We start from the raw sequence: 25,199 nt of genomic DNA, 5'->3' as shown, positions 1-25,199 counted from the left end.
ACCCTAACCCTCCCCTTGCAAAGGGGGAGGGAACAAGATTTCTAGTTTTCCCCCTTTGCAAGGGGAGGGTTAAAGGGGGTAAAGCCCGACTTATGTCTGTCTGGACATTGGGAAATTCTTTACGAGAAATGATCTTATACCAAAACACAAAATGGCGTAGCCATTTTGTGTTTTTAAAACCCTTACAGGGTTTGGTTTTTAATTCACAGAAGTGTAGTCACACTTTTGTGAATTGGTATTAGTAGTCATCTCTTACAGCAAAAGTGATCGTCTGCTTAGTCACCACATTAATTACAGTACTAGGTTCAATCACGGTCACCTGTGGAGCTGTCACATTGCCAACTAGCACTGAAGCAGCCGCCCCACCAAGAATATCGATAATCTGCACATTGCCACGCAGTACACCACCAAGGACTGCTCCCGCAGCTCCGCCGATGCCAGCATCGGTCAAAATTGCGCCTGCATTAGTTTCGCGAGGATCTTTAATGTCATTAATCAAGTCTGATTCAGCTTGAAGCCGAACCGTTGCGCCACGACTAGTAAACTTTTGGGCGACAAACCTAGAACCACCTTCCGCAGGTACAAATTGTCCCTCGATCACTGCCCCCGCAGGAATCAACACAGTGCCATTGTTTGCGGCAATATCTTGAGCAACCAAGAGACTTGCAGCAACAGTTTCACCTTTAGCAATGTAAAGCGTATCTTGACGATTAATTTTGGTTGCGATCGTTTGACCAGCAGGTAAACTCAAAGTTGAGCGAAACAATTGAGCAACTTGGTTTTGAGGAGCTTGAGGTTGCGCAGATTGAGGATTAGCAAATTTGATTTGAGCTACTTGCGCTTGATCTTTAGACTGCGATCGCTTTGAAGATGCGACACTTGGACTCGCAATTAGCAATGAAGTGGCAGCTATGCTAATTGCCATACTTACCGAAGAAATAGCTGCCAATTTTGAAATATGCTTAGCACTCATAAATGCCTCAGGGGATGCCCATAGAGTTCTATTTAAATATGACTAGCCAAGGTTTATTTTTGTTCCGTATGATTTGACGGGTAGTATTTTATACCAAAACACAAAATGGCGTAGCAATTTTGTGTTTTGGTATTACGGATTAGGGGGAGAAACGATCGCGCTAAAATGGTCAATATGGTGAATCCATTCTGAAAATACCAATGACAAATTCTGAGTTTCCCAATGTGACTGCTCTTGCTGAAGCCGCCTTGATCGAGAGACAATCGCTGCAAGTTGGTTTGTTGGAAGCAGAGACTGTCTGTCCTAGCTATGATGGATTAGGACTGGCGAATGTGCCCGCCTTAGCGATGCATTGGCTGGGTGTCGATAGGATGCCAGATTCTAGTGCTGCATTGCCTTCATTCAATCCATCATTGTTGGAAAATCCAGTGGTGACTGAGGCTTGGGAATCTTGGCAACGGCAGGATGACATCAACCATGTGGTTTTATTGATCATGGATGCCTTTGGTTATGATCAACTCCAAACTGTAATGGCAGAGGGTGATGCCCCAGGACTAGCGATCGCCTGCGGCAGTCCCCAAGCTTTTTTCATGCCTGCGACTTCGGTTTTCCCCAGCACCACCGCCACAGCTCTTACCAGCGCCGCCACTGCCCACGCTCCTGCCCAACATGGCATCATGGGGACAAGAGCCTATGTCCGAGAAGTGGGAAGTATTGTCAATTTTCTACGGTGGACACCAGGTTTATCACCCACATCGACCCCCTATCCAGATTCACAACTTAATCCAGACAAGTTTGTCCCCGTCCCGAATTTATATTTGACCTTAGAGGACGCTGGGGTGGACGTGGGGATTGTCAACTGGCGCAACTTTCGAGGAACTAGCGTCAGTAGATTCACCACGGGCGGTGCACAAGCGGGTAAAAAAGGGTATGTTGATTATCTGACGGCGAGCGATGGATTTGTACAGCTTCGCAATCGATTGCTCAACCTTCAAGAGAAAAGCCTTCAAGAGAAACCCAAGAGTTTTACACACATCTATATTCCGAATTTAGACAGTGCAGCCCATCGGTATGGGCCTCTCAGTGATTGTTACCGAGCAGAGGTTGCAACGCTAGATTTTGCATTGAAGCGGGAGTTGTTCGAACCATTGCGGGGGCGATCGGACATTGTGTTATTACTGGTCGCTGATCATGGACAACGGATGATCGATCCAGATAAAGTGCTGTGGTTGAATCACCATCCTGAGTTAACGAAATGTCTGTGCGCTCCCGCTACTGGTGAATCGCAAGCTCGATTTTTGCATGTTAGAGCGGGACAAGAAGATTCAGCGATCGCCTATATTCAGACTCATTTGAGAGATCGGTTTTTAGCAATTCCAAAAGATAAAGCAATCTATCTTGGATTATTTGGATTACCCGAACAGCCACCTACTGAGGAAATGAGCGATCGCATAGGAGATTTGATTTTAATTCCCCAAAATGGCTGGTCTTGTTTTCAGCATGTGGGAGAGACAAAACCAGAGGATTGTCAAACAACAATCGTGGGTATTCATGGTGGTGTGACCCGTGCTGAAATGCTGATTCCATTCCTAGCCTATCGATTTTAAATTGCTTACAAGTCCTATCCATTCTGTGCTGTTATTGCTAATTAGTCTGCTAAAGATGAGCATTACAGCAAGAGAGCTTATTTATTCGTGCGATTGCATGTCCAAAAATCTAATGCGATCGCCTCCAGTGTATTCAAGCGCGATCGCTTAACTATTATTTGGCTTTGTGGCGGGATGCATCGTGAAAGCGATCGCCAATCACTTCTCTGGATTCAAGTGCTGCACAAAAGCTGTTGAGGCTATTTAATAAGGAATTGTAGTAAGAATAAGCATCATCACGTTCGTTCTGAAGATGGTCATATAGGGCTAGTTCTGGCTCTGATGCTAGAGGCTGTTTTGGAATGTCTAAGCCCGCTGAGGTTAAGCGTATGGATGCGATCGCAATTAATAGTGAACCGATGGTATTATTTTTGCCTTGGTAAAGATCTTCCAGACCAAGCAAGATTAAATCCGATCCTGGTAATTCGTTTAGCTCCATTATTTCTCTCTCTCTGACATACTTTCACAATGCTCAATGAATTTTTCAATTCTATTTCTCAGGAGATCGGGATTAAGAGAAGGAAATCGGATCAATTCAGGTGCAATCGCTTCAAAGCAATCTCGTAATTTTTCTAAAGTAAATAACTTCTGTTCATACATGGCTAGAACATCATTAATGTCGCGGTTATATCCTCTAGATATTTTAGAAAGGGCTTGGGCTGTGAAGTCATAATGATAAAATGAGATTTCACCGTGTCTTCCAATAAAGACGCTTCTGTCACGCCATCCTGGAAGTGTAGGTAAGAAGTCCTGTGGGGAAGCTAGTTCAATATTGATGTCTAATTCTTGTTTTAGTTTAGCGATCGCTTGGAAAATTCCTAAAGGTTCAGGATCTAGACGAATATCAATATCCACTGTAGAACTACGCCAACCAATGAGTAAGGCACTAGCGCCACCTGTAAAGTAGATACAGCCTGAACTACGAGCTTCTCTGCCTAAGGCTTGCATGAGTTGTTCGATCTTTTGAGGATCGACATTTGAACGCATAGTTTTACATCATTGTAAGTCAACCTCTCAAATTTAGCAGATTGAGCTTGGTTAAGGTGCGATCGCATGTTCAAAAATTCAAGGTGATCGCTCCCAGTGTATTTAAGCGCGATCGCTTAAAAATTATTTGTCTTTGCGATCGCAGTTCCCCATACCAGACAAAATCAAATAAACCTGTGATAGCTTTGTATGTGTAACTTCATAACTAAAAGTCATGAGCGTATCATCACCCCAGATTTCAACCTTGGTTAAAATTATGGAGTCTTTGCCTGCCAGTTTACAGGAGAGAGTTACCGATCATTTGCGAGAATATATTAATGATCTACAAGATGAAATTAAATGGGATAATTCATTTGCAAAAAGTCAATCAAAGTTAGTGGCTGCGGCAAGACTTGCTAAACAAGAAATTGCTGAGGGTAAGGCGGTTGCTCTTGATTTCAACTAGTTATGAAGTCATTTAGACTGCGCGATCGCCCCTCATCTACACAAACTAAACCGCGATCGCACAGGGCGCATAATAATTATTTGCCTTTGCGGCGGAACGCATCCTGAAAGCGATCATCGATAACTTCTCTGGACTCAACAACGAAGTGAACTATTTCTACTTGTCTAATCTTTACTCGAAACAGACAACCTTAACGGATAAATTGCCTTTGGTATAACGAATGTAGCTCATCAGATATTAATACTTTGCAGCATAAATCAATTGTGTAACAACGCTTCTTACACAGCCTCTTGTTAGATTATGGGTAACGCTAGACAATCGATAGTGACTTTATCCTATCAGTAATTAAACTTAACTCAGTTTGAGCAGAATCAGCTAGCAAGTCCCAGAAATCTGGATCGTTAACTAAGTGTATTAGCTTCTCAAGATCTTTGGAACGATAACCTTCTGGAAGATAAGTTTCTAAATCGCCTTTTGAGAGAATAAAGATACCATGCTCTCTTTGAGAAGTAATGAATTGATCTAGAAGTACTTGCTCTTCTTCGTTCAAATTACCTCTTAATTTACGTTGCCGCCCCTTAATATATTCCCAATGAATTTTCAAATCATCCATATTTCCAGATGTAATTGCTTCATTGATTAGAGTGATTAGATTTCTTCCATCTTGGCTCTTCGGATTATTTATCACATCAACATGAATATTCTTTTCATTAATCGAAAATAGAGACTTGATCTCAGGAGTCCCAAGCTGATTTACATAGTCAAGATCAGCAATTACAGCATAGGGGACGTGACAAGCCTTGAGTATTAGCTCATAAGGGGCAAAGAAACCCTTACCTCCAACACTAATGACTTCGCATATCTGGGTAGAACCTTCACTTAGAGCTAACTTTTGAAATACGGAATTAAAGAATAATCGATCTGAAATCCCTTCAACTAAAACAACCTTATCAGCGAAAAACATCCTTTCATTGTTTAGACTATTTACGATAGAGAAAAGGTGTTTAGACTCTGGCAACGACTCATTTTTGAGTCGAACTATCTCACTATGTTGTGCTGTACTAAAAACTCTAGAAACATATTGAACAGATGCTGGTGACACGAAGATAGGTGAATGAGTAGCTAGTAAAAATTGGTTCCCTGTTTCCGTTGATAACTTTTCAAAAAGTTCTAGCAATGTGCTTTGCCATTTAGGATGAAGATGAAGTTCTGGCTCATCAACAACAATCAATGCATCACGCACATTAAGAGCATAGATTGCAAACAGATATGTCAAAAGCTCTTTCTCTCCTGAAGATGCGGCATTAACAAGAAATGAAGAACCTTGTTTCTCTAAGCGGAGATCATACTGATTTGTCAGTGCATCAATACAGACTAGTTCCCAGTTATAACCAAGAGTCTTTAATATTGAAGTAAGTGATCTAATTTGCTCATCCGAATAGAATTCAGTTCTCGCATTGCCAGAGTCTTGCTCAAGAAGGAGCCTATAACGCCGAGCAATGCGTCCGACAGCAAGTGAGATGATTGAACCAGGAGCTCTAGATATAGCAGCATCAACCGACTTCTTATAGCTGTACTCGTTATGGTTCGCAAGAGAGAGAGAAGATTGGAAAGTAGCCCCAGCACGATTGACTGGTAGAGAAACCATTGGCATAGACAATGGCGATTGTCCAATCTCGTCACGAAGACGATTTTCTACTTCATATAGTGACAAGTACTGCTGATAAAGGATTGCTGCTTCGTCGGTTGGGGATTGCAATGAATTGTTAACTATTTGGTATGTAAATCTCTGCCCAAGAGATATGCATGATAAATCCCATGAACTGGCGAATCTAAGAGATACACCCACATACTTACGCTCAGTAAGCTCTGTGAGCTCAATAGCAGAATCACGCATTCTAGCCATATTTTTGAGATCTTGGACAGTAACTTCAAGCTCAATCTCAATATTCTGTTGTTGCCCAATTCTTTGACTATGAGGTTCTAGAGTGAAGATATTTGAGTTAAACGCATCATTTCTACTAAATTCATATCGATCTGGGAAATCAGGTTGGGGTGTTTTAGTAAGAACCCAGGATATCAACAAATGACGACGAAGAGTAGTTGTGATTATGTCAAGGAGATTTGTTTTTCCACCTCCATTAGGACCAATAATAATAGATATGTCACCATCAACTAATAATTCAGCAGGTTGAAGAAAGCTGCGGACATTCTCAATTCGTATTCTTCTCAGTTTCAAAGTAAGCTCTCTTCTGTAATTATCACATCATATGAATTTTGCCGATTCAACTAGTAATTATACTAAAACTTTCGGTATGATTGCTTTAACTATGAGCATCACATCGAAACTTTCAGTGTGATGTAGCTATTTTTATAATATGTGAAATTTTTCTGGACAATATTCTATATATATGAGTTATCCAGAAAAAATTAAGGTTAACACAGAACAAAAAACAAAAAAAACTTCTAGCCCGATCGCAAAACACCACATTGAACTCAAAACGAAGCTAAACATTCCTGCATTGCTTGCGCCATAGTTTCACGATCGCAGTGATAGCGACGACCATGCCCAGGCAAAACCCACTCAAACTGATAGGTTGCTAACCGTTCCATTGATCGCCCTAATTCATCCCATGAATACCAACAAGCATTCCGAAACGCGATTAAACGATGGAGTTGCTCAGACCATGCAAGATGATCTCCCGAAAATAGAAACTTTTGCCCATAGAGTAAAACCGTATGGCCCTTAGTATGTCCAGCCACAGGAATAATTAGCAGATCATCCGCGATCGCGATCGCATCTGTCCCCGTCAATTGCATCTCAACACTGAGAGTACTAGTCGTAATATCATCTTGATGCAGAATGCGATCGCAGCCAAAATGGTCATGGAACTTCTGATGATCGGCAACATCATCACGATGGGTCAGATACAAATAACGAATCCCTCCCATCGCTTCCAATTGTTTCACCAATGGAGCCGCAAAACGTGGTGAATCAACCAAAATATTGCCTTCAGGATGCTGGATCAAGTAACTAGCCGCACCATAGGAAGACTCCGCATGATAACCACAATGGAAGACATTTTGATCAATGAGAATAGGAAAGCTTTGCTGTGCCGTCTGAATATCGGTGGGCTTCTCAACTGTAGCAATAGAAGCCGTGGGACAGGATAGAACCGCTTGCAAGGCTCTGAGCCGCTCGATTTCATTGGTAGGCTGATGATAAACAGCAGACTGCTGAGCTACTTGATGAAATATCTCTGGAGCCATCCATCGACAGGTATCACAATCAATGCAAGTACTATCAACATAGAAATCGCCACTGACATTATGAAGAAGTCTTCGTTCAATTTTTGCCATAATATTTCTTACCCAAAGAATAGGAGTTATAAAGTGAATGATTAGTGGTGCGCGGCGGAACCGCGCACCACTAATCATTCACTGGGAAGGGATTAACTACTTGGAAGTTGCAGGTTTGTCATAAAATTGCTTTGAAAAGTCTGGAATTGATTTAGGATCAAAACCCAGTCGGATAAAGCTGATTGACTTTAATTCCCTATCTACATAATGAATAAATTTAGCTGGCGCTAAACTCTCGTTAGAAATTGTTTCACCCGTTGCTAAATAGCTCAAAACCTCGTTTCTTAAGCCCAAATAATTGACATATATCTTTTGACTAGCTTCAAGATTATCTTTTTGTTGAAATATCAGGGACATATTGCCATAAAAGATCACAATTCCACTGGTTACGATAAAGATATTTATAAGAGCATTATTGACTCTTTCCCAACCCACCTTACTAATAAAGAAGAGACTGACGATCGCTAAAGCAGCACATGCACCCATCGTTGCCAACGAGATATAGTACTGTTTATAAAAAAATCCCATTATTTTGGCGTGCGTGTCAGCAAGTCTCTCAATCTCTTGAATTTGCGAGATGATTCTATTGCGTTCATATACTGTCGGTGATAGCTTTACCGTAGCAGATTCTAATTGTTCTACGGTGATTTTTTCAGGCTTGAAAATCCATTCATTTTCCCATACCGAACTAATTACAAACATAATAATCCAAGCAATTACCGCAATCGAAATCAGAGCGCTAGATAAAGCAACATGTCCTAACACTGTCGGTTGATAGTTATCGTCTTTAGAAATTGCCCATATCAGCCATTTGGGAATAGTTCTCGATGGAGTTTGCGCTTGCTCTGGATCTGTAGACATAACCCAACCTCTTGAAATCAATTTATTGTTTATAGTCAGGACTTATGCAGTAGCCCTGCACTCAAGTGCGGGCTAAAAGCTCAAACCCGTTGAAACGGTTTGTCTAACAGTATTTTGTAGTCCACTTCAGTGGACTTGAGCTTTTAGCCAAGAACTTGAGTTCTTGGTTTATTTGAGTAAGTCCTAACCTACATAATAACGCTTTCAAAAAGCCTTGCCGCGCTCTTAACAGTTCTGTAAAACTTGAGCAGCCGTTAACTGAATATCAGCAAATATTGGCGAAGCGATCGCTTGTTCACCTTCATAAACTTTCTCTTCATAAAATCCTTCCACCCATTCCAATACCGTTACCTTCTGGGCGATCGCATCAACAATCCAATATTCAGCAATACCCCTCGCCGCATACTCTGTGCGCTTGTAGCGATAATCTCGACTGGCTTGATTGGGGCTGACCACCTCAACTACTAACAAGGGTGGTGGCATATCTAGCAATATTAGTGATCGGGTTGCACCCTGCATAGCGATCGCCAATTCTTCAGAATAAACCATTAAATCAGGAACTCGCACATTCACCTGTCGGCTATGCACTGCTATTTCCGTTTTCATTCTAAGGCGATTATGAGAAATACCAATATTAAAAAAACTAGTAAGTAAGAATATTGCAATCCGATGATTGATATCACTTTCTGCATATATAGGAATTAGTTCTCCATTTTCTAATTCATATAAAAAATCAGTCCCATCATCGTATGAGAGGAACTCATCAAAAGTCATCTTTTTCGCGATCGCAACTGTCATTGTTTTGTCTCCAATGGTTTTGCTTAGATGAATTAACACTGATCCGATAATGCTCAGTAATTAATTCTATCCTACCTGCTCATAGGCAAATAAAAATGAGTAGCAGTACAAAGCCCTGCTACTCATTTTTTGGGATGATGCATTTCAAACAACAATCGCGACTTTTCCTATTACCTGACGCTCTTCGAGGTGACGAATTGCTGTAGGGACTTCACTCAGTTTGTAAAGGCGATCGATAAAGGGAGTGATTTTCCTAGCTTCCAGCAGATCTCTCAAGATGACTAGATCTGATTGATTAGGTTTTGAAGCCAAGCATTTCACTTGTCGGTGACTGATTCTCGAAATCCAAGCTCCAAAAAACATTACTTGAAAAAATCGAGCAGTGGAACCACCGACTAACACGTAGGTTCCCTCGGTCGTCAATAATGGCAGATAGTCGAAAACTGAACGGTAAGCAGCGGCATCAAAAATCAGATCGTAAAGCTGTCCATTTTTAGTGACATCGGTTTGAGTATAGTCAATCACATGGTCAGCACCAAGCGATCGCACCATCTCCATTTTTTTGGTACTACATACAGCCGTTACCTCAGCGCCAAACACCTTGGCAAGCTGCACTGCAAATGAGCCGACACCGCCAGAAGCACCATTGATCAATACTTTTTGTCCAGCTTGAATCTGTCCAAGATCTCGCAATCCCTGTAAAGCAGTCATCGATGCCGCAGGAACGGTGGCTGCTTCCTCAAATGAGGTATTAATAGGCTTCAGTGCTAAGGCTGTTTCGGTTGCACAGACATACTCGGCAAAGGCACCGAACCCACATCCTGACAGGTCGCCAAAGACTTCATCGCCGATATGGAACTGAGTCACATCTTTGCCAATAGCTTCAACTGTTCCCGCCATATCCATACCAAGAATCTTGATTTTGGGCTTGAGTATGCCGCCAAAAATTAAGCGTGTGATGAATGGAGTTCCACGCATCAGATGCCAGTCTCCAGCATGGACGGCGGCGGCGTGAACTCGCACCAACACGCCATTATTTGACAAGATGGGCTTGTCAACTTCTTGCAGACTCAACATATCCGTTGAGCCATATTCGGTTTGGACGATCGCTCTCATTTTGTGATTCCTTTGGCGACTGCTTTGGGCAGGGGTGAGGGAATTAGATTTCGTCATAGATCTCTCTCCAAATACAGCACTGTGTGCTCAAACCCACACTAATAAATTCTTTGGTAATAAATTAGGAGCGAGCATCCACCGCATTGACTTACACCGTAAGTTTAACTTATGGTGTAAGTTTGTCAAGAGGTAAGTCGGATTAATCACTCTACAGGGGGATTAATCCGACTGCTCAGCAGGAATGAGAAATATAGTGAGATGGTTAAAACAAAAAACTTAGACACTTTCCCCCATGTTCCGTTAAGTCGAGAAAGGATTTTACGTGCGGCTATACGCTTGGCTGACGATGGTGGTATTGAGTCGCTTTCAATGCGAAAGCTTGCTCAAGAATTGGGGGTTAAGGCGATGTCGCTGTATAACCATGTTGCCGATAAGGATGACCTACTAGATGGCATTGTGGACATTGTGGTCGGTGAGATTGAAGTGCCTGTGCTTGACATTGACTGGAAGACTGCTATGCGACGACGAGCGACATCAGCTCATGAGATTCTGCTACGACATCCTTGGGCAGCGATCGCACTGATGTCACGGATGAATGTAGGACCAGCGATGTTGCGCTATATAGATGCGACGCTTGGCTGTTTGCGCGAAGCTGGATTTTCCTTCGAGATGGCGGATCATGCTTGGAATGCGATCGATAGTCACATCTATGGGTTCACGCTTCAGGAGCTAAACTTTCCAATCAGAGAGACAGACTATTCCGAAGCGGCGGCAATGGGGCTTTCGCTCATCCCTGTTGATAATTATCCCTATATGAACCAACTCACACGTTACGTTATGGATGGTCGCTATGATGGTATTCATGACTTCGAGTTCGGGCTCGACTTGATTCTCAATGGTCTTGATATAGCTTTAGCCAAAGAAGTTAAGACATAAAAGCCAAGAGAGATTTGCGGCACTTCATTTTGACTGACAGGAGTTTTAAGTCAAAAAAAATCAACTAGGCACAGCTTACCGAAAGTATCGCTTGCTAGATAACTAGAATGTCAGCGTTTTGGTTTTTATGCGGGTTTATTAGCGCATTGGTTCAAGACTTGATCGGCGTGTTTGGTGCAGTGACCACATTGAGTACCCAACATAGTTAACTCAGATAGTCTTGCGATCGAACTGGCTCCCTTACCAACTGCTTGTTGGATATCCTTTTCGGTTATGGCATGACAGATACAAACGTACATTTGCGTTTTGACTCTTTTAAAATTAATTTTATTGAAAGTAATTCTCATTATTGAGGGTGAGGGCAAATTAGTCAAGTATGATATTTTAGGCTGCAAAGATCTGAAAATTTAGAAATCATCTTAAGTACCTCTGCGTAGTTAAAACCCAGATCGAAAATCTGTTTCATTAGCCATATAGACGCTATAAGTTAATTATGGGTTGTATTTAGCAGCGACTAGTTATACCAAACCTCGAAAGTGTACTTGCACCTTCGAGAGGTAAATAACAAACCACAGATTGATTCTTAGATTCTCAAAATGCTATCCCTATTTTGAGAATAGTTATTACTTGTTTGCAATTTCTTTAATAGTAATAACTCTTGAAAATGCTATAAATAATCTCATATCACTAGCTAAGGTTGGATATTCAACAATGCAAGGAAATTTAGATGTAAAGCGTCAGCTCAACGAGGCTCTTAAAGCTCAGCTGACGGCAATTAACCAATTTTTTCTCCATGCACGGATGTGCAAAAACTGGGGATTAAATCAGCTTAACGATCGCGAATATAAGTATTCGATCAAAGCGATGAAGCAAGCAGATTATCTGATCGAACGTGTGCTCTTTTTGGAAGGACTTCCCAACTTGCAACAATTGGGAAAACTCCTAATTGGCGAAGATGTACCTGAATTATTGCAAAATGATCTAACGATCTGTACAGAGATTCGTGATGGACTGAAAGCTGCTGTGGTGACCTGCGAGACTCAACAGGATTTTGTAAGCCGTGATCTGTTTGCCAAATTGGTGGAAGAGACAGAGGAACAAATCGATTGGCTGGAGTCACAAATTTGGTTGATTGAGAATGCGGGCTTGCCCAATTTCTTGCAGTCGATGATCTAGCCGTCTGGCGAATTGATGCAATGTGCGATCAATTATAAAAATATATACTTTAGAAATCAATTGAGGAAAATCATGAAAGGCAGTGAGAAAGTTCTACAACAATTATCGAAGTTGTTGCGTGGGGAATTGGCAGCAAGAGATCAGTACTTTACTCACTCACGGATGTATTTGGACTGGGGTTTGAATAAGCTGTATGAACGAATCAATCATGAAATGCAGGATGAGACCCAACATGCAGCTTTATTGATTGAGAGAATTCTCTTTCTAGAGGGTACACCCGATCTATCACAACAAGATGCCATCAATATCGGTAAAACTGTGCCTGAGATGTTACGGAATGATTTGGACTATGAGTATAAGGTGATTGGCGATCTGAAAGAAGCGATCGCTATCTGTGAGACCGAGCAGGACTATCAAAGCCGTAAGATTTTGCTAGGCATTCTCACGGATACTGAGGAGGATCATGCCTACTGGCTTGAGAAGCAACTCAAATTGATCGAGCAACTCGGCTTACCAAATTACTTGCAATCACAAGCGTAAGATTTAAAGAAGGGCAACACTAAGTGTTGCCCTTCTTTAGTTTTTAAGCAAGAAGTTTTCGTCTGTTACTTGTTTGGGAGCAAATCGCCTTGTTCTAGAGCTGCTATCTAAACTCAAAGTTCAACCTCACTGTTTAGGAATTACAAAATCAAGTTATCCACGTCATCCGCTATATGTTATGTGTAGTAAAGAACCTGTTGTCTACTAATGTATATTTTTTGTGATTACCTTTAGAATAAAATACATTGATAAACTAATAGTTGTATTTCAAGTGTTGTCCTAATAACTAAGTTCACTAATGCTAAAAGCACACTTTGACGCTCTTGAGAAATCCATCCTACAAAAGTATACTATCCCTGCTAATTCAGGACATACACTTCATAAGGGAACCCCTAGAGAAGCGTTTATTAGAGAGTTCTTGCAAAGCCACTTAAGTGAAAGAGTTGCCATAGGCACTGGTGAAATTATAGATGCTCAATCACAACCAAACGAAGCAAGAAATCAGTTTGACATTGTTATATACAAACGAGACTACCCAAAACTTGATTTTGGAGGTGGGGTTAATGCATTCCTAGCAGAATCAGTTGTTGCAACAATTGAAGTCAAATCTCTGTTAGATAAAAAAGCTATGAGCCAATCTATTGAAGCTGCTTGCAATGCAAAAAAACTTCATCGGAACTTGATAACATCTTTTGAGGCAGGCTACTTGCCTCCTAGTATTTTGAATTATATTGTCGCATATGATGGAGCAGTCAATATTGAAACAATCTATAAATGGATACCTAAAATACACGCTAAGAGAGGAATCAGTATTCCTAATTTAGATCCCGATCCCAATATTAGAGTTAATACAAGTAGCCCTTCAATTGATGGAGTATTTCTTTTAGGAAAAGGTTTTATTTATTTTGATAATATCCCTGACGATTTCATAAACACAGATATTAGGGCGGAAAACCCTGATATGCATTGGGTTATACGTAATTCGCCCAGTGGTAATTTATTATTGTTGTTTATGTTTCTTACCCAAGCTGTCAGTGGAATATCTGGATCTTGGATAGATCCAATGCCATACTTACATCCATTTGATTTAAAGAATACGAGCTATATGCCTTAACCAATATAATTTAGTCTGTCCAACTCAAAAAACTAATAAAGTAGATTGTTATTGGCTATCAGAGATTGGTAGGCAAACCTATTAGGTAGCTTTGAGACCCAATGCAAAATTACTGACTAGTAACAGCAAAGACTATACTGTAAGGACATAACAACTTAGCTAGGCGAAAATAAATATTATGTTATCCCTTAGTTATCCACATATCGAAAAAGAAGAAAATCAGCCCGCACGATTGCAACGATTGCCTCGTATTAGAATCGCCCAAATCGTGATGGACTATATTGCCTATGGTTGGTCAGTAGAAGAAATCTGTCGTCAACATTTGTATTTAACATTAGCCGAAGCCCATGCATCAATGGGCTACTACTTTGATCATCAAGAAGAAATAGATCAAGAAATCAGTCAAGAATGGCAGCAAGTACAAGACAATACGACTCAAGCCGCCAAAACACCTTTCTACATTCGTATGAAAGCTAAAGAACTGTTGTAAATGGATATTAATGAATGGATAAACACAGTTGATTATATTCTCTTCAAGTAAAAGAATCTCTAAACGAATCACTGTAACCAACTGATGTTACGCAGAACGTAGATGATGAATCCCTTGCTGCTAGCCAAGCAGGGCAACCACGGGGGGATTGCCCCTACCTGCAATAATTCATGTTCTGTAGGGGCTGCGCCCCCGTGCCAGCCCTAAACCTTAGCTTTCGTAGGAAAGCTATCTGTGTAAGGTGAGTAAATAATCTTCAGTAAATAATCTTCATCTAGCACTTATTCAGGAGTGAAGAGAGCCTCAATTGGAAAAGTAGCAATGCTTTAATTGCAATTTCTGTCGTAAGGCTTCAAAACTGGAACAGCGATCGCCGATCGCGCTATATCCTTGACCTCCTTAAGTGCGATCGTGCGTGGCAGCATCGAGTCAGTTAAAATAATTAATAGCTAGCCCCCATTGCAGAAAAAGTAAACTCAACCTTGCATAATCTAGAATTTATTTGAGGTAAACCATTATGTTGCAACTAGAAATCAAATCTGATGCACCCGATCTCGAAATCGTCCAAAACCTTATCAGAGCCGCGATTGATGCAGAAATCAAAAACTTACAGCGATCGCTAGATAAAACTAATAAATTTTTAAAAGAATTTGAAACCAAATATCAAATCTCATCCGACCTTTTTCTCAGCGATTGGACTGCTGAAGACCTCAAAGGCGGTGACGAAGAATATGTGAGTTGGGCAGGTGAAGCCAAAATCAAGAAGAGACTAACTAGTTCTCTGCAAAAATTACAAGCGATCGAATATGTTACTCAACAACTATCAATCTAACATCATCTCCATAATTCAAAAATATGTAAATGATGGATGGATTCTATCCTTTAACTTTTCTGTTGATCCCAGATCGGATTATGTTGGATTTATTCAAGGAAGTTTAGAGTTTTTGCAAAGCTCACGTCTGTTTTTTAAAGAATATGTTGATTTACAGGAATCCATTGAAAAACTTTCATATTCCTTCCATTACCAAGATTCTGATAACAATTTGATATTTCGTTATGACAATGCAAATCATCAGCCTAGACTAGACTATATTGATCATAAACATATCAAAGATAAAATCATTTCCTCTGAAATCCCAGATATTGAGCAAGTGATCCTAGAAATTATTACCGATTATTTAAGTTAAATCCCTTATAGAAAGCGATCGCCTCACCAGTGATAAAGATCGCGCTATATCCTTGACCTCCTTAAGTGCGATCGTGCGCGTAAGTGTCGAGTCAGTTGCGATCGTGAATAGCTTGCCACCATTACAGGAGAAATAGACATACCATGCTTAAACCGATCACCCTTCAAATCGCAATTACATCTAGCTATAAAAAATAAGGTTTCTATTGAAAGCATTGCAAAGTAGCAATTTCAATAGAAACCTTGTTTTTTTACTTCAGCACATTACGCTGTAACCAAAAAGAAGAGAGAAAAAGTAATCTAGTCGAAACTAGCCTTTAACTGAAACTGGAACAGTTTCGGGTTTGGCTTTTTCTACAAAAGGGATAGCCTGCTGGTTCGGGATACCAACGATCGGACATTCAGGTGTGCCAACAGTTGAACGAGTAATTGACTCCGAACTTTCCTTTGCCTTCTTCGGATCGAGAACCCAATCTCGATAGAATTCAAAGGGACATTCTGCCTTGCCTTGATCGCCATCACCTGAATTGAGCATCCCAGTATAGCCACGATGCATCAGCTTGAAGATGTGATTTTGTGATTGAGCATTCTTACGGAAGTCGCGAATCGCGAACTTAGACAAAGCCGCATACTGAATGCCATTTTCTTCTTCGCCACATTCGCCAAGGGTACGACCATCAAATCCAACGATCGCGGAATGACCAAAGTAGCTATAAACCCCATCAAAGCCAGCGGCATTTGCCACCGCTACATAAGTATTATTCATCCATGCCATCGCCTTAGAAACGATGATTTGTTGCTCCTTAGCGGGATACATATAGCCCTGACAGCGCACAACTAACTCTGCCCCACGCATGACACAATCACGCCAGATTTCAGGATAGTTACCATCATCACAAATAATCAAACTGAGTTTCAAGCCCTTCGGTCCATCGGAGACGTAGGTGCAGTCACCAGGATACCAACCTTCGATCGGAGTCCAAGGCATAATCTTGCGATACTTCTGAACAATCTCACCGCGATCGTTCATTAAAATTAGGGTGTTATAAGGCACTTTGTCTGGATGCGCCTCATGTTTTTCACCTGTCAGAGAAAATACTCCCCAGACTTTATTCTTAATGCAAGCTTGGGCAAAGATGGCAGTTTCCTCACCAGGAACTGTTGCGGCAGTTTCCATCATTTCCTTCGGATCGTACATGATGCCGTGGGTGGAATATTCTGGAAAGATCACCAGATCCATACCAGGTAAGCCAACCTTCATGCCATCTATCATTGAGGCAATTTTTTTGCAATTCTCAATGACTTCTTCTTTAGTATGCAAGCGCGGCATTTTGTAATTAACTACCGCAACTCCAACTGCATCTTCACTCGAAGAAATATCGCCATGGTAAGACATAAAATCCTCTACTTATTATAAATAAACTCAGATTTTGTTTAGCTACAAAAGACTTACTGAGCAAGAGTAATTACTCTTGCTTCTTAACTTGATTACTAAACGTTTGATGATTAATCAATACAACTTATAAATCCAGTACTAATCAACAAAAACAAACTAACAACAATATCTGCTATTAATTTGTGAAGTTTTAGCAAAGATATTAAGAGTTAATAAGTATTATAGAACACAAAAAAATGGAGATTGTATCGTTAATACCAATTTACAAAAGTGTGACAACACTTCTGTGAATTAAAAACCAAACCCTATAAGGGTTTTAAAAACACAAAATGGCGTAGCCATTTTGTGTTTTGGTATTACAGCTTTTGTTTCAGGATCTCAAAACTGTTGCTGAGATCGTCGATCGCAACAGCTTCCTGTTCGCCAGACTCTAACCATTTGATTTGTACTTGTCCCGCTTCGATTTCGCTATCACCGATCACTACAGCAGCTTTAGCATTAGCATTACTTGCTCGTTTAAACTGCTTGTCAAACTTCGCACCACTGAGATCGAGTTCCACCGTAAATCCTGCTTTACGGAACAGTTGAGCAATCGATAGAGATTTCGCTTCGGGTTGTTCGCCTCGAGAAATGATATAAAAATCAATCGCAGTTTGTTTTTGTTCGGCAACCTGTTGCATCAGGATGACGAGACGCTCTAAGCCGATCGCCCAACCGATCGCAGGTACATCCGCACCGCCTAACTCCGAAATCAGGCGATCGTAACGTCCGCCGCCACAGACTGCTGACTGTGCGCCCAGTAGATTTGACTGAATCTCAAAGGCGGTGCGGGTGTAGTAGTCCAATCCGCGTACAAGTCGAGGATTAATCCGATAGGCAATATTGAGATCGGTTAACAGGCTTTGGACTTTCTCGAAATGTTGTTGTGACTCAGGGCTTAAATAATCGAGAATGCTAGGTGCATCTTGGGAAATTTCTTGAGTGCGCTTGTCTTTGCTATCGAGAATTCTGAGAGGATTGCGAGTAAGGCGATCGCGTGAATCAGCATCAATTTCCTCGACAAAAGGGGTGAAATAGTCCACCAGTGCCTGACGATAGCTAACCCGATCTTCTGCACTGCCCACCGAGTTGAGGTCAACTACTAAATCTTTTAGACCAACGGCTTGCAAAAAATCACTGGCGATCGCGATCGCCTCAGCATCAGCACGCGGATCGGCACTGCCTAATACTTCGATACCTAACTGATGAAATTGGCGTTGACGACCTGCTTGCGGACGCTCATAGCGAAACATTGCGCCCATATACCAAAGACGCTGCACACCACCTTGGGCAAATAATTTATTTTCTATATACGATCTTGCCACGCCAGCCGTCCCCTCTGGGCGCAAAGTCAAAGAACGATCGCCGCGATCGCTAAAGCTGTACATTTCTTTACCGACAATATCCGTGGCTTCACCGATGCCCCGCGCAAATAGCTCCGTAGCTTCAAAAATTGGCGTACGAATCTCGTTATAGGCGGCTTGGCTGAGGATTTGACGCGCCGTTGATTCTAACTGCTGCCAGTAATAAATTTCGGGAGCGAGAATATCGCGAGTGCCGCGTGTGACCTGAAGTGAAGACATGGATACTAACGGGTGTTTTACAGGAGACAGTGATGTTATTACAGAATACAGAGTTTTTGGTCACGAAAAACCCAATTTTTGTTGAAAGTATTGCAAAGTAATACTTTCAACATTTATAGAGGTGGCGCAAAAAGCCACCTCTCTTTTTTTAGCACTTTGCGCTCAAACCCAAACCAAGGGAATTTTTGAAAGTGTTGCAAAGTAACACTTTCAAAAATTCTCTTGCGGTTCCTTTGATCGTTAATTGCTGTAGGTTTAGCAAGATTGCGATCGCCCTGCACATTCAGAAGGTAACAAATCTGGGTAAAATCTGGATAGTGCCACCAGTTAATTTAAATATTCCTTATGCCAGAAGATAACGCCAACGTACCGCAAATAAACCAATCGGCTAATGAAGCAGTATTTAATGAGGTGCTAAAGAGCATAGACATCGACCCTGCTTTGCTTGCTGAGCTTGGTGAAGTAACTAATGATCCTGAACAGGCGATCGACACAGCGATCCGTCAATGGTTGCAGCGTCGAGCGATCAAAGAAGCCGATCGCTCACGTCCCTTGACGATGAATCCTGTTGTGCCTCCTCGCGGCGAGTGGAATGATTAGGAGCAATCAGGAAATTTATCAGTAAGTAGATCCCAGAAGTTATGTTTGAATTTTGGCTAAAAGAAAAATTGCTCTTGATTATTGGACTATTTCAGTTCGGACTTATTCTATTAATGTTTTCGATCATCAATTTGAGCAAACTAATTTGGCGCAAGCTAACTTTAGATCAACAAGATGTTAGTAATCAAAACAACCTGAATGAAATTAAATCTGCTGTGATTGCCCCTAGTTCACCTAATAACGCAAAAGATGCAGTGAATAATCTAGCTAATAATGAAATAAGTCTTGAACCAAAACTGACTGATCTCAGTGATCAACCTTTGCCATCTTCACTAGATCCCATCACGAATCAAGCCAATCTTCCAGAGATCGATCTCACCTATAAAGTGGACATTGCCCCAGAGCTGCTGACTGAGTTATTGGAAATAACCGATAACCCTGCGGCGATCGTCGATGAGGCGATCCGATGGTGGCTAAGGCGGCGCAATGCTGATGATCTCGATAATGGCAATCGCAATCGCCGCTATCCTGTGGGCTTAGGAGCCCATGACTCAAGGAGATCATCACAACATCTGTGGAATGACTAGTGGTAACTGCCCCAAAACCATCTTTGAGTTCACCCTTTGATCTTGTCGTTGGCCAAAGTCAGGCGATCGCTCTATTAAAAGCTGCGATCAGACGCGATCGCATTGCGCCTGCCTACTTATTTGCGGGTACGAGTGGCGTTGGGCGTAGCAAGACAGCATCAGCATTTGCAGAGGTTTTATTGGGCGATCGCAAGTCAGCTAATCGATTAAGCGATCGCAATCATCCCGATTTGCTATGGGTGGAGCCGACCTATTTAGATAAGGGCAAAATGCTCACCGCTAAGGAAGCCGACGCAGCAGGACTAAAGCGCCGCGCCCTACCTCAGATTAGGATCGAGCAAGTACGCGAAATTAGCGAATTTGTCAGTCGAGCGCCCCTTGAATGCAAGCGATCGGTAGTCATTCTTGAAGAAGCGCAATCCATGGCAGAGTCGGCCGCCAATAGTTTGCTCAAAACTCTCGAAGAACCACTTTACGCCACAATTATTTTGATTGTTCCTGACGCAGGCTCGATTTTACCAACCTTAGTTTCCCGCTGTCAGCGCATTCCCTTCACAAGGCTCAATCAAGCGCAAATGCAAGAAGTCCTCACCCGTGAAGGTCACACTGATATTCCGCCCGAAGTGATCGCCCTCGCTCAAGGTTCTGCGGGTAATGCGATCGAGTCGTTCGAGCGATTCAAAAGCATTCCTGCCGAGTTATTAAACTTAGTTCGCCAAATTCCTCAAGATGCTAAAAGTGCGATGGCGATCGCTAAACAAATCAATAAGGAACTAGATGTAGATTTGCAGCTATGGCTAATTGATTATTTACAAAATTATTTTTGGGAACAGCAAAGAACGAAGTCAGTTGTGCAATATCTCGATAAAGCGCGAGAATTGATTGCGCGTTATGTGCAACCGAGACTAGTTTGGGAAGTGACACTTCTCCAAATAGCAGGAAAGATCTAAACCCTAAGAATTGATTGACGGCGCTTCGCGCCGTCAATCAATTCTTGGGGTTATGGAATCTCAATTTCTCGCAAAAACTTAGCACTATCCTCTGGCATGGCCGTATTGATATACATCCCACTACCTAGTTCAAAACCTGCTGCTTGATTGACTCTCGGCACGATCGCTAGATACCAGTGGAAGTAATCAGATTGCCTCTCATCAGTAGGCATAGAGCGAATTGTGTAATTGTACGCAGGATTATTTAAGCCATAATATAGCTTGGCTAGAACTGTTTTAAGGGTATAGGCAAGATCGGCTAGTTCAGGTTCGCCAATGTCGCCAAAGGATGAACTGTGATTGCGAGGGAACACCCACATATGGAAAGGCGAAAGCGCAGCATAGGGAATGAAAGTTACAAAATATTCTGTTTCTAAAACAATTCGTTCTTTTGCCTTTAACTCATCTCTGAGGGTATAGCAAAATAAACATTCGCCCATATCATCGAAATAACTGGTTGCTTCAATCATCCGATAGCGAATTTGAGAAGGTACAACAGGCGTAGCCGTAATCTGCGAATGTGGATGCTCTAGAGATGTACCCGCACTTTCGCCATGATTTTTAAAGATGATGATGCTTTCAATCCGTTGATCTTGGCGAATGAAGTTATAGCGCTGACGATAGGCTTTGAGAATATTAATCACATCCCCAATTTCCATTAAGGCGATCGTGACATTATGAGCAGGATGCTCAATGAGGACTTCGTGATAGCCAACACCAGTAATTGAGCGATGAATACCTTCACTATGCCTTACGCGATCGCCTATGGGTGAAAGCGCAGGGTATTTATTTGGAATAATCCTTACCCGCCAACCGCGTTCATCTTCAATGCGTAAATATTCTGTTTCAGATGGATTTTCATTGCCTTGGCAAAAAGGGCAACCATGTTTATAACTAGGCAACTCTGGCGGTGTATCACTATGCGATCGCGCAAATTCATGGGGACGCTTAGATCTCTCTGTCGCAAAAATCACCCAATCTTTTGTAATCACGTTTTGGCGGAGATGTGACATTACAGTTAGCTCGTAGAAAATACTGCTATTTCGGATAAATAGACTAATTTACATAACTTCTTTCAACATCCAAAACCCTGCAAAATGCTCTTCTTCAGGGCTAGTTTGTACAGCTAAGAAATGAAAACCTTGAGAACTTTGTTTGGCTTTCTCAAATGCTGCTCCCTGTGCGATCGCTTCTTTATCTTTGGGTGCTTGTAAATTAGCCAAAACCCATCTGGCATCAGCACTTGCTTCCAGTTGCATCTGTGTGCGATCGCCCAATAGATTGCGCTCAAACTTGACAAACACAGGATCAACTCCCGACATCCAAGCCGCCAAAGCCGTCGCTCTTGCGGAAATAATAATCATCCCTGAAATAATAGTTTCAGGATCAAGGCTACTAATATCGAGAAGTTCACTAAAATCCATTGACCATTCTTTCGCGTCTGCAAAATCACCTGCTCTCAGCGATACCGATATCCAGCGCTCACCCATCAGAGCATCAGGGATGGGTTTAGGATCTTGGGCTGCCAATACTTTCAAAGGCAAAGGATTAGGATCAACAGATTGAAAGCCATCACGATTTGGGTAGATACTCGCCATTCTCTCCGCCAACCATCCCGACATCGTAAATACACGCCGAGATGCTTGTCCAGTAATCCCCGCCAGTTTACAGCCACGCATAATGATGTTGGTCATGCTGGGACGAAAGAAGCGGATTTTAATGGGATTTTGCCCTGTCGAGGTTACGCAGTCGGTAAGTTGCTTAGCTAGCCATTCGGAGTTCACTTCTGTTGGTGGACATTCGCGCACCCATTCAAACTGGCGTTCGCGATCGCAGATTAGCAACTCCCAAACCTTTTTATTATTAGAATCCAGTACAGGACGGGAATAAAAATCTAACTCCCAAATATTCGACATAAATTAATTTCTAACTTGTTTTTCTAAACTTGGCTTTTTTCATGTTAACGCGATCGCAGCCCCTAAAGTTTTTTAGATTTTGTATTTGAGGAGGTTGCGGCAAGTCGAGATATGTCGATAGATGCGTTGCTAAAATTTTATATTGGGAATGGGTTGCGCGAAGACAAGGCTAAGTTATTTAGCGATCGCTAAGCTCTCCACAAAAATCGCGATCGCGTAAATGCTTAACTTTCTTCCGCTAAAAATATATCTGCAATCGCACCATCAGTCCCTTGAGGGGCAATTCCACCAGAGTGAAGCTGAATGTCTTGATTTAAGGTAACGGAATCAAACATTTGAAACTTACTCATGCTTTTGTCTCCTGCTGCGTTATGGTACTGCTGTTACAAATCTAGTATTGTTTTTGCCTTTCAGCCAAGTCCAAGCGGTGATAATTTCTCTTGATCGCTCATGCCGAGTAGTACTACCAAATCACCTGTAAATAGCTACATTGCTGTATTTTTTCATCTTTAGAGACTAATGGGGCTTTGTGAACGAGGCTACTTGCTACGATTAAGCGATCGCTTGGATCGCCATGAAATCCTCTAGGCAATCGAGTGGAAAGGACTGCAATTTCTGGGGTAAGGGGTAATAATTGAACATTCTGATGTTGGAGGGCTAAGTCTAGCCATATTTGCACATCCATTGATAGACCAATTCTTGATTTTTCAACGAGCATGGCGACCTCCCAACAACTGATTGCAGGAATGCCAATCAAGTCGGCGCTATTAATGGCTTCAAGGGCATTAAAGGAAAGCTTATTAGACTCATTCATCCACCAAAGCCAAGCATGGGTATCGAGGATAATCATTGCTCGGCTTCCCATAACAAATCTATTGGAGCAATGATATCGTTCTCAAATACGATGCTGCCTTTGAGTGGATTGATATTTTCTGAAAGGGTGAGATTTACAGGATTGGGAATGGGTTTACTGAATGCTAAGATGATGCGATGCAATATTTCTAGTTGGGTGTCGTCTATGGTGTCAATAGCTGTTTTTAAGATTTCTCGACTAATCATGAGTTTAACCACGGTAAGAATCTGTTGTTGAAGTCTATTTTAGCAAAAAGGAATTAGCTGTTGCGGTTTAGCATCTATGGCGCGATCGCTCTTTGCAGCCAGACTGTAGTTACAGATAGTTAGCGATCACTCAGTCCCCTGATTTTGTCAATAATTAGAAAAAATAGCCCAGAGTTAAATACGATCCTAAAGGTTAGTATTTAGTATTATAGATGTCTCTAATTGCATTAATTAATCATGAAACATATTAAAATTGTGGTAGAAAAACATCCAGAGGGTTATGTGGCTTATCCTCTAGGGATTCAAGGGGTTGTGGTTGGTGAGGGAGATTCCTATGAGGAGGCTCTCAATGATGTGAGATCGGCGATCTTGTTTCATGTGGAAACTTTTGGGCGATCGGTTTTAGAGTCTGAGTCTTCGGTGCTTGAGGCTTTTGTTGCTGAGGCGAGTGTGTAATGGCTAAGTTTCCTGTTGATGCACCTAAATCAAAGGTAATTAAGGTGCTTGAGAGTTTTGGATTTTCGATAGTACGGGAGAAGGAGCATATCTCGATGGTCAGACAAAATGCTGATGGAACATCTACTCCTTTAACTATGCCGAATCATAAGCTGATCAAGGGTTCTACGCTCAGAAGTATCTGTACTCAATCGGGAATTTCGCGGGATGATTTTATTGCTGCTTATGAGAAGGTATAAGCATTTGAGGCGGATCGCAAATCTCTCCACCAAAAAGGCGATCATACAGAGGCTTAATCCTATTTTCTATGGTCAATGAATTATTCCTGCGTTGTTTAGAATCTATAAATCTTTACGTTGAAAAAGTTCCCAACCTCCCCACCAAGATTGATGCATATGTTCTAAGTGATACCACCATCCAAAACTAGCTAGAGGAAGACTGCCCACAAGAGTATTTTGTGCATTTTTAGTATCAGTCATAAACTCATCATATGTCTTCCATCTATTCTTTTTACGGCTAAAGAACTTGTTGGGATAGTACCAACCGACTTTTATGCCAAAATCCACCAAATTTCTAAAATTTCCAATATCTCCACCACAATCTAACCATATTTTTTTCTGTACGCTAAATCCAAATTTGCCATCACTATAATGTATCCATAGTTGATCAATTGTCCTCAAGTCTTCACAAGGAAATTCTTGAATGTAATCAGAAGAATAGTAAGTCTTATAATCTAATCTTGGGTTAGTGTAACTTCTAGTAAATAAACTCTGTGAATTATTGATATATCGGCTTCTACGAGACTTTAGTTTTGGCATCAGCTTAGGAATGAAAAATAAATAACTTATGCATTTCAGTTATTTTGAGGAATAGCTCTATAATTCCATTTAGGAAGATATTCATCAAAAATGATAGGTAGATTTTCCTTGAAACCATCAGCGACTTC

General features: G+C 41.5%; 31 protein-coding genes. 14 read left to right on the top strand and 17 right to left on the bottom strand.

The window, feature by feature from the left end:
* Positions 1–238: 238 nt before the first annotated feature.
* Positions 239–973: a hypothetical protein gene (locus tag PseudUWO311_RS22900; protein ID WP_142657538.1), complete on the bottom strand. Its 735-nt coding sequence runs from the start codon at positions 971–973 to the stop codon at positions 239–241.
* Positions 974–1,173: 200 nt separating this feature from the next.
* On the opposite strand from PseudUWO311_RS22900, the gene PseudUWO311_RS22895 reads away from it, so the two are divergent.
* The gene (locus PseudUWO311_RS22895) at positions 1,174–2,580 is read left to right on the top strand and encodes an alkaline phosphatase family protein (RefSeq protein WP_142657537.1); all 1,407 of its coding nucleotides are present in this window, start codon (positions 1,174–1,176) and stop codon (positions 2,578–2,580) included.
* A 154-nt stretch (positions 2,581–2,734) separates the two neighbouring features.
* Here PseudUWO311_RS22895 and PseudUWO311_RS22890 read toward each other — a convergent pair whose 3' ends face one another.
* Positions 2,735–3,058, bottom strand: coding sequence for a hypothetical protein (locus tag PseudUWO311_RS22890; protein ID WP_142657536.1), 324 nt, complete (start codon positions 3,056–3,058; stop codon positions 2,735–2,737).
* Complete coding sequence (locus PseudUWO311_RS22885; protein WP_142657535.1) at positions 3,058–3,606, bottom strand: DUF6036 family nucleotidyltransferase; 549 nt, start codon at positions 3,604–3,606, stop codon at positions 3,058–3,060. The genes PseudUWO311_RS22890 and PseudUWO311_RS22885 overlap by 1 nt, the downstream gene beginning before the upstream one ends.
* Positions 3,607–3,820: 214 nt before the next feature.
* On the opposite strand from PseudUWO311_RS22885, the gene PseudUWO311_RS22880 reads away from it, so the two are divergent.
* Entirely contained in the window at positions 3,821–4,051 is a 231-nt protein-coding gene (locus tag PseudUWO311_RS22880; protein ID WP_142657534.1) for a hypothetical protein, read from the top strand.
* Positions 4,052–4,361: 310 nt separating this feature from the next.
* Here the strand turns inward: PseudUWO311_RS22880 and PseudUWO311_RS22875 are convergent, their stop codons facing one another.
* The 5 genes from PseudUWO311_RS22875 to PseudUWO311_RS22855 all read right to left on the bottom strand — a co-directional run bounded on the left by PseudUWO311_RS22875 (position 4,362) and on the right by PseudUWO311_RS22855 (position 10,243).
* Positions 4,362–6,290, bottom strand: a complete 1,929-nt coding sequence (locus PseudUWO311_RS22875) for an ATP-dependent nuclease (RefSeq protein ID WP_142657533.1) — start codon at positions 6,288–6,290, stop codon at positions 4,362–4,364.
* Between the two features lie 257 nt (positions 6,291–6,547).
* Complete coding sequence (locus PseudUWO311_RS22870) at positions 6,548–7,411, bottom strand: MBL fold metallo-hydrolase (RefSeq protein ID WP_142657532.1); 864 nt, start codon at positions 7,409–7,411, stop codon at positions 6,548–6,550.
* Between the two features lie 96 nt (positions 7,412–7,507).
* On the bottom strand, positions 7,508–8,272 hold the full coding sequence (locus tag PseudUWO311_RS22865; RefSeq protein ID WP_142657531.1) for a hypothetical protein: 765 nt from the start codon (positions 8,270–8,272) through the stop codon (positions 7,508–7,510).
* A 225-nt stretch (positions 8,273–8,497) separates the two neighbouring features.
* Complete coding sequence (locus PseudUWO311_RS22860; RefSeq protein WP_142657530.1) at positions 8,498–9,070, bottom strand: Uma2 family endonuclease; 573 nt, start codon at positions 9,068–9,070, stop codon at positions 8,498–8,500.
* Between the two features lie 144 nt (positions 9,071–9,214).
* The gene (locus PseudUWO311_RS22855) at positions 9,215–10,243 is read right to left on the bottom strand and encodes an NAD(P)-dependent alcohol dehydrogenase (RefSeq protein WP_223807705.1); all 1,029 of its coding nucleotides are present in this window, start codon (positions 10,241–10,243) and stop codon (positions 9,215–9,217) included.
* Positions 10,244–10,444: 201 nt separating this feature from the next.
* Between PseudUWO311_RS22855 and PseudUWO311_RS22850 the strand changes: the two genes are divergently transcribed.
* The gene (locus PseudUWO311_RS22850) at positions 10,445–11,122 is read left to right on the top strand and encodes a TetR/AcrR family transcriptional regulator C-terminal domain-containing protein (RefSeq protein WP_142657529.1); all 678 of its coding nucleotides are present in this window, start codon (positions 10,445–10,447) and stop codon (positions 11,120–11,122) included.
* 125 nt (positions 11,123–11,247) lie between these two features.
* Here the strand turns inward: PseudUWO311_RS22850 and PseudUWO311_RS22845 are convergent, their stop codons facing one another.
* Entirely contained in the window at positions 11,248–11,421 is a 174-nt protein-coding gene (locus PseudUWO311_RS22845) for a (2Fe-2S)-binding protein (RefSeq protein WP_142657528.1), read from the bottom strand.
* 412 nt (positions 11,422–11,833) lie between these two features.
* Between PseudUWO311_RS22845 and bfr (PseudUWO311_RS22840) the strand changes: the two genes are divergently transcribed.
* The 6 genes from bfr (PseudUWO311_RS22840) to PseudUWO311_RS22815 all read left to right on the top strand — a co-directional run bounded on the left by bfr (PseudUWO311_RS22840) (position 11,834) and on the right by PseudUWO311_RS22815 (position 15,629).
* Positions 11,834–12,298 (top strand): bacterioferritin, encoded by a 465-nt coding sequence (gene bfr, locus PseudUWO311_RS22840; RefSeq protein WP_142657527.1) that lies wholly within the window; start codon positions 11,834–11,836, stop codon positions 12,296–12,298.
* A 72-nt stretch (positions 12,299–12,370) separates the two neighbouring features.
* The gene (bfr, locus tag PseudUWO311_RS22835) at positions 12,371–12,838 is read left to right on the top strand and encodes a bacterioferritin (protein ID WP_142657526.1); all 468 of its coding nucleotides are present in this window, start codon (positions 12,371–12,373) and stop codon (positions 12,836–12,838) included.
* A gap of 298 nt (positions 12,839–13,136) precedes the next feature.
* Positions 13,137–13,952: a DUF6602 domain-containing protein gene (locus PseudUWO311_RS22830; RefSeq protein WP_142657525.1), complete on the top strand. Its 816-nt coding sequence runs from the start codon at positions 13,137–13,139 to the stop codon at positions 13,950–13,952.
* 178 nt (positions 13,953–14,130) lie between these two features.
* Positions 14,131–14,442 carry a DUF433 domain-containing protein gene (locus tag PseudUWO311_RS22825; protein WP_142657524.1) on the top strand — a complete coding sequence of 104 codons (312 nt, stop codon included), beginning with the start codon at positions 14,131–14,133 and terminating at the stop codon, positions 14,440–14,442.
* A gap of 517 nt (positions 14,443–14,959) precedes the next feature.
* Positions 14,960–15,274, top strand: coding sequence for a hypothetical protein (locus tag PseudUWO311_RS22820; RefSeq protein ID WP_142657523.1), 315 nt, complete (start codon positions 14,960–14,962; stop codon positions 15,272–15,274).
* On the top strand, positions 15,249–15,629 hold the full coding sequence (locus PseudUWO311_RS22815; RefSeq protein WP_142657522.1) for a DUF6516 family protein: 381 nt from the start codon (positions 15,249–15,251) through the stop codon (positions 15,627–15,629). The genes PseudUWO311_RS22820 and PseudUWO311_RS22815 overlap by 26 nt, the downstream gene beginning before the upstream one ends.
* A 309-nt stretch (positions 15,630–15,938) precedes the next feature.
* On the opposite strand, the gene PseudUWO311_RS22810 is transcribed toward PseudUWO311_RS22815, so the two are convergent.
* Positions 15,939–17,024, bottom strand: a complete 1,086-nt coding sequence (locus PseudUWO311_RS22810) for an aliphatic amidase (RefSeq protein ID WP_142657521.1) — start codon at positions 17,022–17,024, stop codon at positions 15,939–15,941.
* Positions 17,025–17,380: 356 nt separating this feature from the next.
* A complete protein-coding gene (hisS, locus tag PseudUWO311_RS22805) occupies positions 17,381–18,646 on the bottom strand; it encodes a histidine--tRNA ligase (protein WP_142657520.1) in 1,266 nt (421 codons plus the stop codon).
* Between the two features lie 345 nt (positions 18,647–18,991).
* Here hisS and PseudUWO311_RS22800 point away from each other — a divergent pair, with 345 nt between their 5' ends.
* From PseudUWO311_RS22800 to PseudUWO311_RS22790, 3 genes are read left to right on the top strand one after another with little or no spacing between them, the layout of a single operon-like run.
* On the top strand, positions 18,992–19,246 hold the full coding sequence (locus PseudUWO311_RS22800; protein ID WP_142657519.1) for a hypothetical protein: 255 nt from the start codon (positions 18,992–18,994) through the stop codon (positions 19,244–19,246).
* Between the two features lie 41 nt (positions 19,247–19,287).
* Positions 19,288–19,833 (top strand): hypothetical protein, encoded by a 546-nt coding sequence (locus PseudUWO311_RS22795; protein WP_142657518.1) that lies wholly within the window; start codon positions 19,288–19,290, stop codon positions 19,831–19,833.
* A complete protein-coding gene (locus PseudUWO311_RS22790) occupies positions 19,833–20,783 on the top strand; it encodes a DNA polymerase III subunit delta' (RefSeq protein WP_190303628.1) in 951 nt (316 codons plus the stop codon). Before PseudUWO311_RS22795 ends, PseudUWO311_RS22790 begins: the two co-directional genes overlap by 1 nt.
* Before the next feature lie 50 nt (positions 20,784–20,833).
* Here the strand turns inward: PseudUWO311_RS22790 and galT are convergent, their stop codons facing one another.
* From galT to PseudUWO311_RS22770, 5 genes are all read right to left on the bottom strand, one after another.
* Positions 20,834–21,856, bottom strand: coding sequence for a galactose-1-phosphate uridylyltransferase (gene galT / locus PseudUWO311_RS22785; protein ID WP_263403015.1), 1,023 nt, complete (start codon positions 21,854–21,856; stop codon positions 20,834–20,836).
* A 27-nt stretch (positions 21,857–21,883) separates the two neighbouring features.
* Positions 21,884–22,738: a Tab2/Atab2 family RNA-binding protein gene (locus PseudUWO311_RS22780; protein ID WP_142657516.1), complete on the bottom strand. Its 855-nt coding sequence runs from the start codon at positions 22,736–22,738 to the stop codon at positions 21,884–21,886.
* A gap of 224 nt (positions 22,739–22,962) precedes the next feature.
* Positions 22,963–23,088 (bottom strand): hypothetical protein, encoded by a 126-nt coding sequence (locus tag PseudUWO311_RS24690; RefSeq protein ID WP_263403013.1) that lies wholly within the window; start codon positions 23,086–23,088, stop codon positions 22,963–22,965.
* A gap of 113 nt (positions 23,089–23,201) precedes the next feature.
* The gene (locus tag PseudUWO311_RS22775) at positions 23,202–23,588 is read right to left on the bottom strand and encodes a type II toxin-antitoxin system VapC family toxin (protein WP_142657515.1); all 387 of its coding nucleotides are present in this window, start codon (positions 23,586–23,588) and stop codon (positions 23,202–23,204) included.
* Entirely contained in the window at positions 23,585–23,809 is a 225-nt protein-coding gene (locus PseudUWO311_RS22770) for a hypothetical protein (protein WP_223807704.1), read from the bottom strand. Before PseudUWO311_RS22770 ends, PseudUWO311_RS22775 begins: the two co-directional genes overlap by 4 nt.
* Positions 23,810–24,034: 225 nt before the next feature.
* Here PseudUWO311_RS22770 and PseudUWO311_RS22765 point away from each other — a divergent pair, with 225 nt between their 5' ends.
* Complete coding sequence (locus PseudUWO311_RS22765; protein ID WP_142657513.1) at positions 24,035–24,253, top strand: type II toxin-antitoxin system HicB family antitoxin; 219 nt, start codon at positions 24,035–24,037, stop codon at positions 24,251–24,253.
* Positions 24,253–24,492 (top strand): type II toxin-antitoxin system HicA family toxin, encoded by a 240-nt coding sequence (locus PseudUWO311_RS22760; protein WP_142657512.1) that lies wholly within the window; start codon positions 24,253–24,255, stop codon positions 24,490–24,492. The genes PseudUWO311_RS22765 and PseudUWO311_RS22760 overlap by 1 nt, the downstream gene beginning before the upstream one ends.
* 102 nt (positions 24,493–24,594) lie before the next feature.
* Here PseudUWO311_RS22760 and PseudUWO311_RS22755 read toward each other — a convergent pair whose 3' ends face one another.
* Positions 24,595–24,933: a GUN4 domain-containing protein gene (locus PseudUWO311_RS22755; RefSeq protein ID WP_411730296.1), complete on the bottom strand. Its 339-nt coding sequence runs from the start codon at positions 24,931–24,933 to the stop codon at positions 24,595–24,597.
* Between the last annotated feature and the right edge of the window lie 266 nt (positions 24,934–25,199).

The sequence above is a fragment of the Pseudanabaena sp. UWO311 genome (genome assembly GCF_006937785.1).
In the GTDB taxonomy this organism is placed as follows: domain Bacteria; phylum Cyanobacteriota; class Cyanobacteriia; order Pseudanabaenales; family Pseudanabaenaceae; genus Pseudanabaena.
Note: the sequence above shows the minus strand (reverse complement) of the source record. Positions and strands in the feature narration are given on the sequence as shown.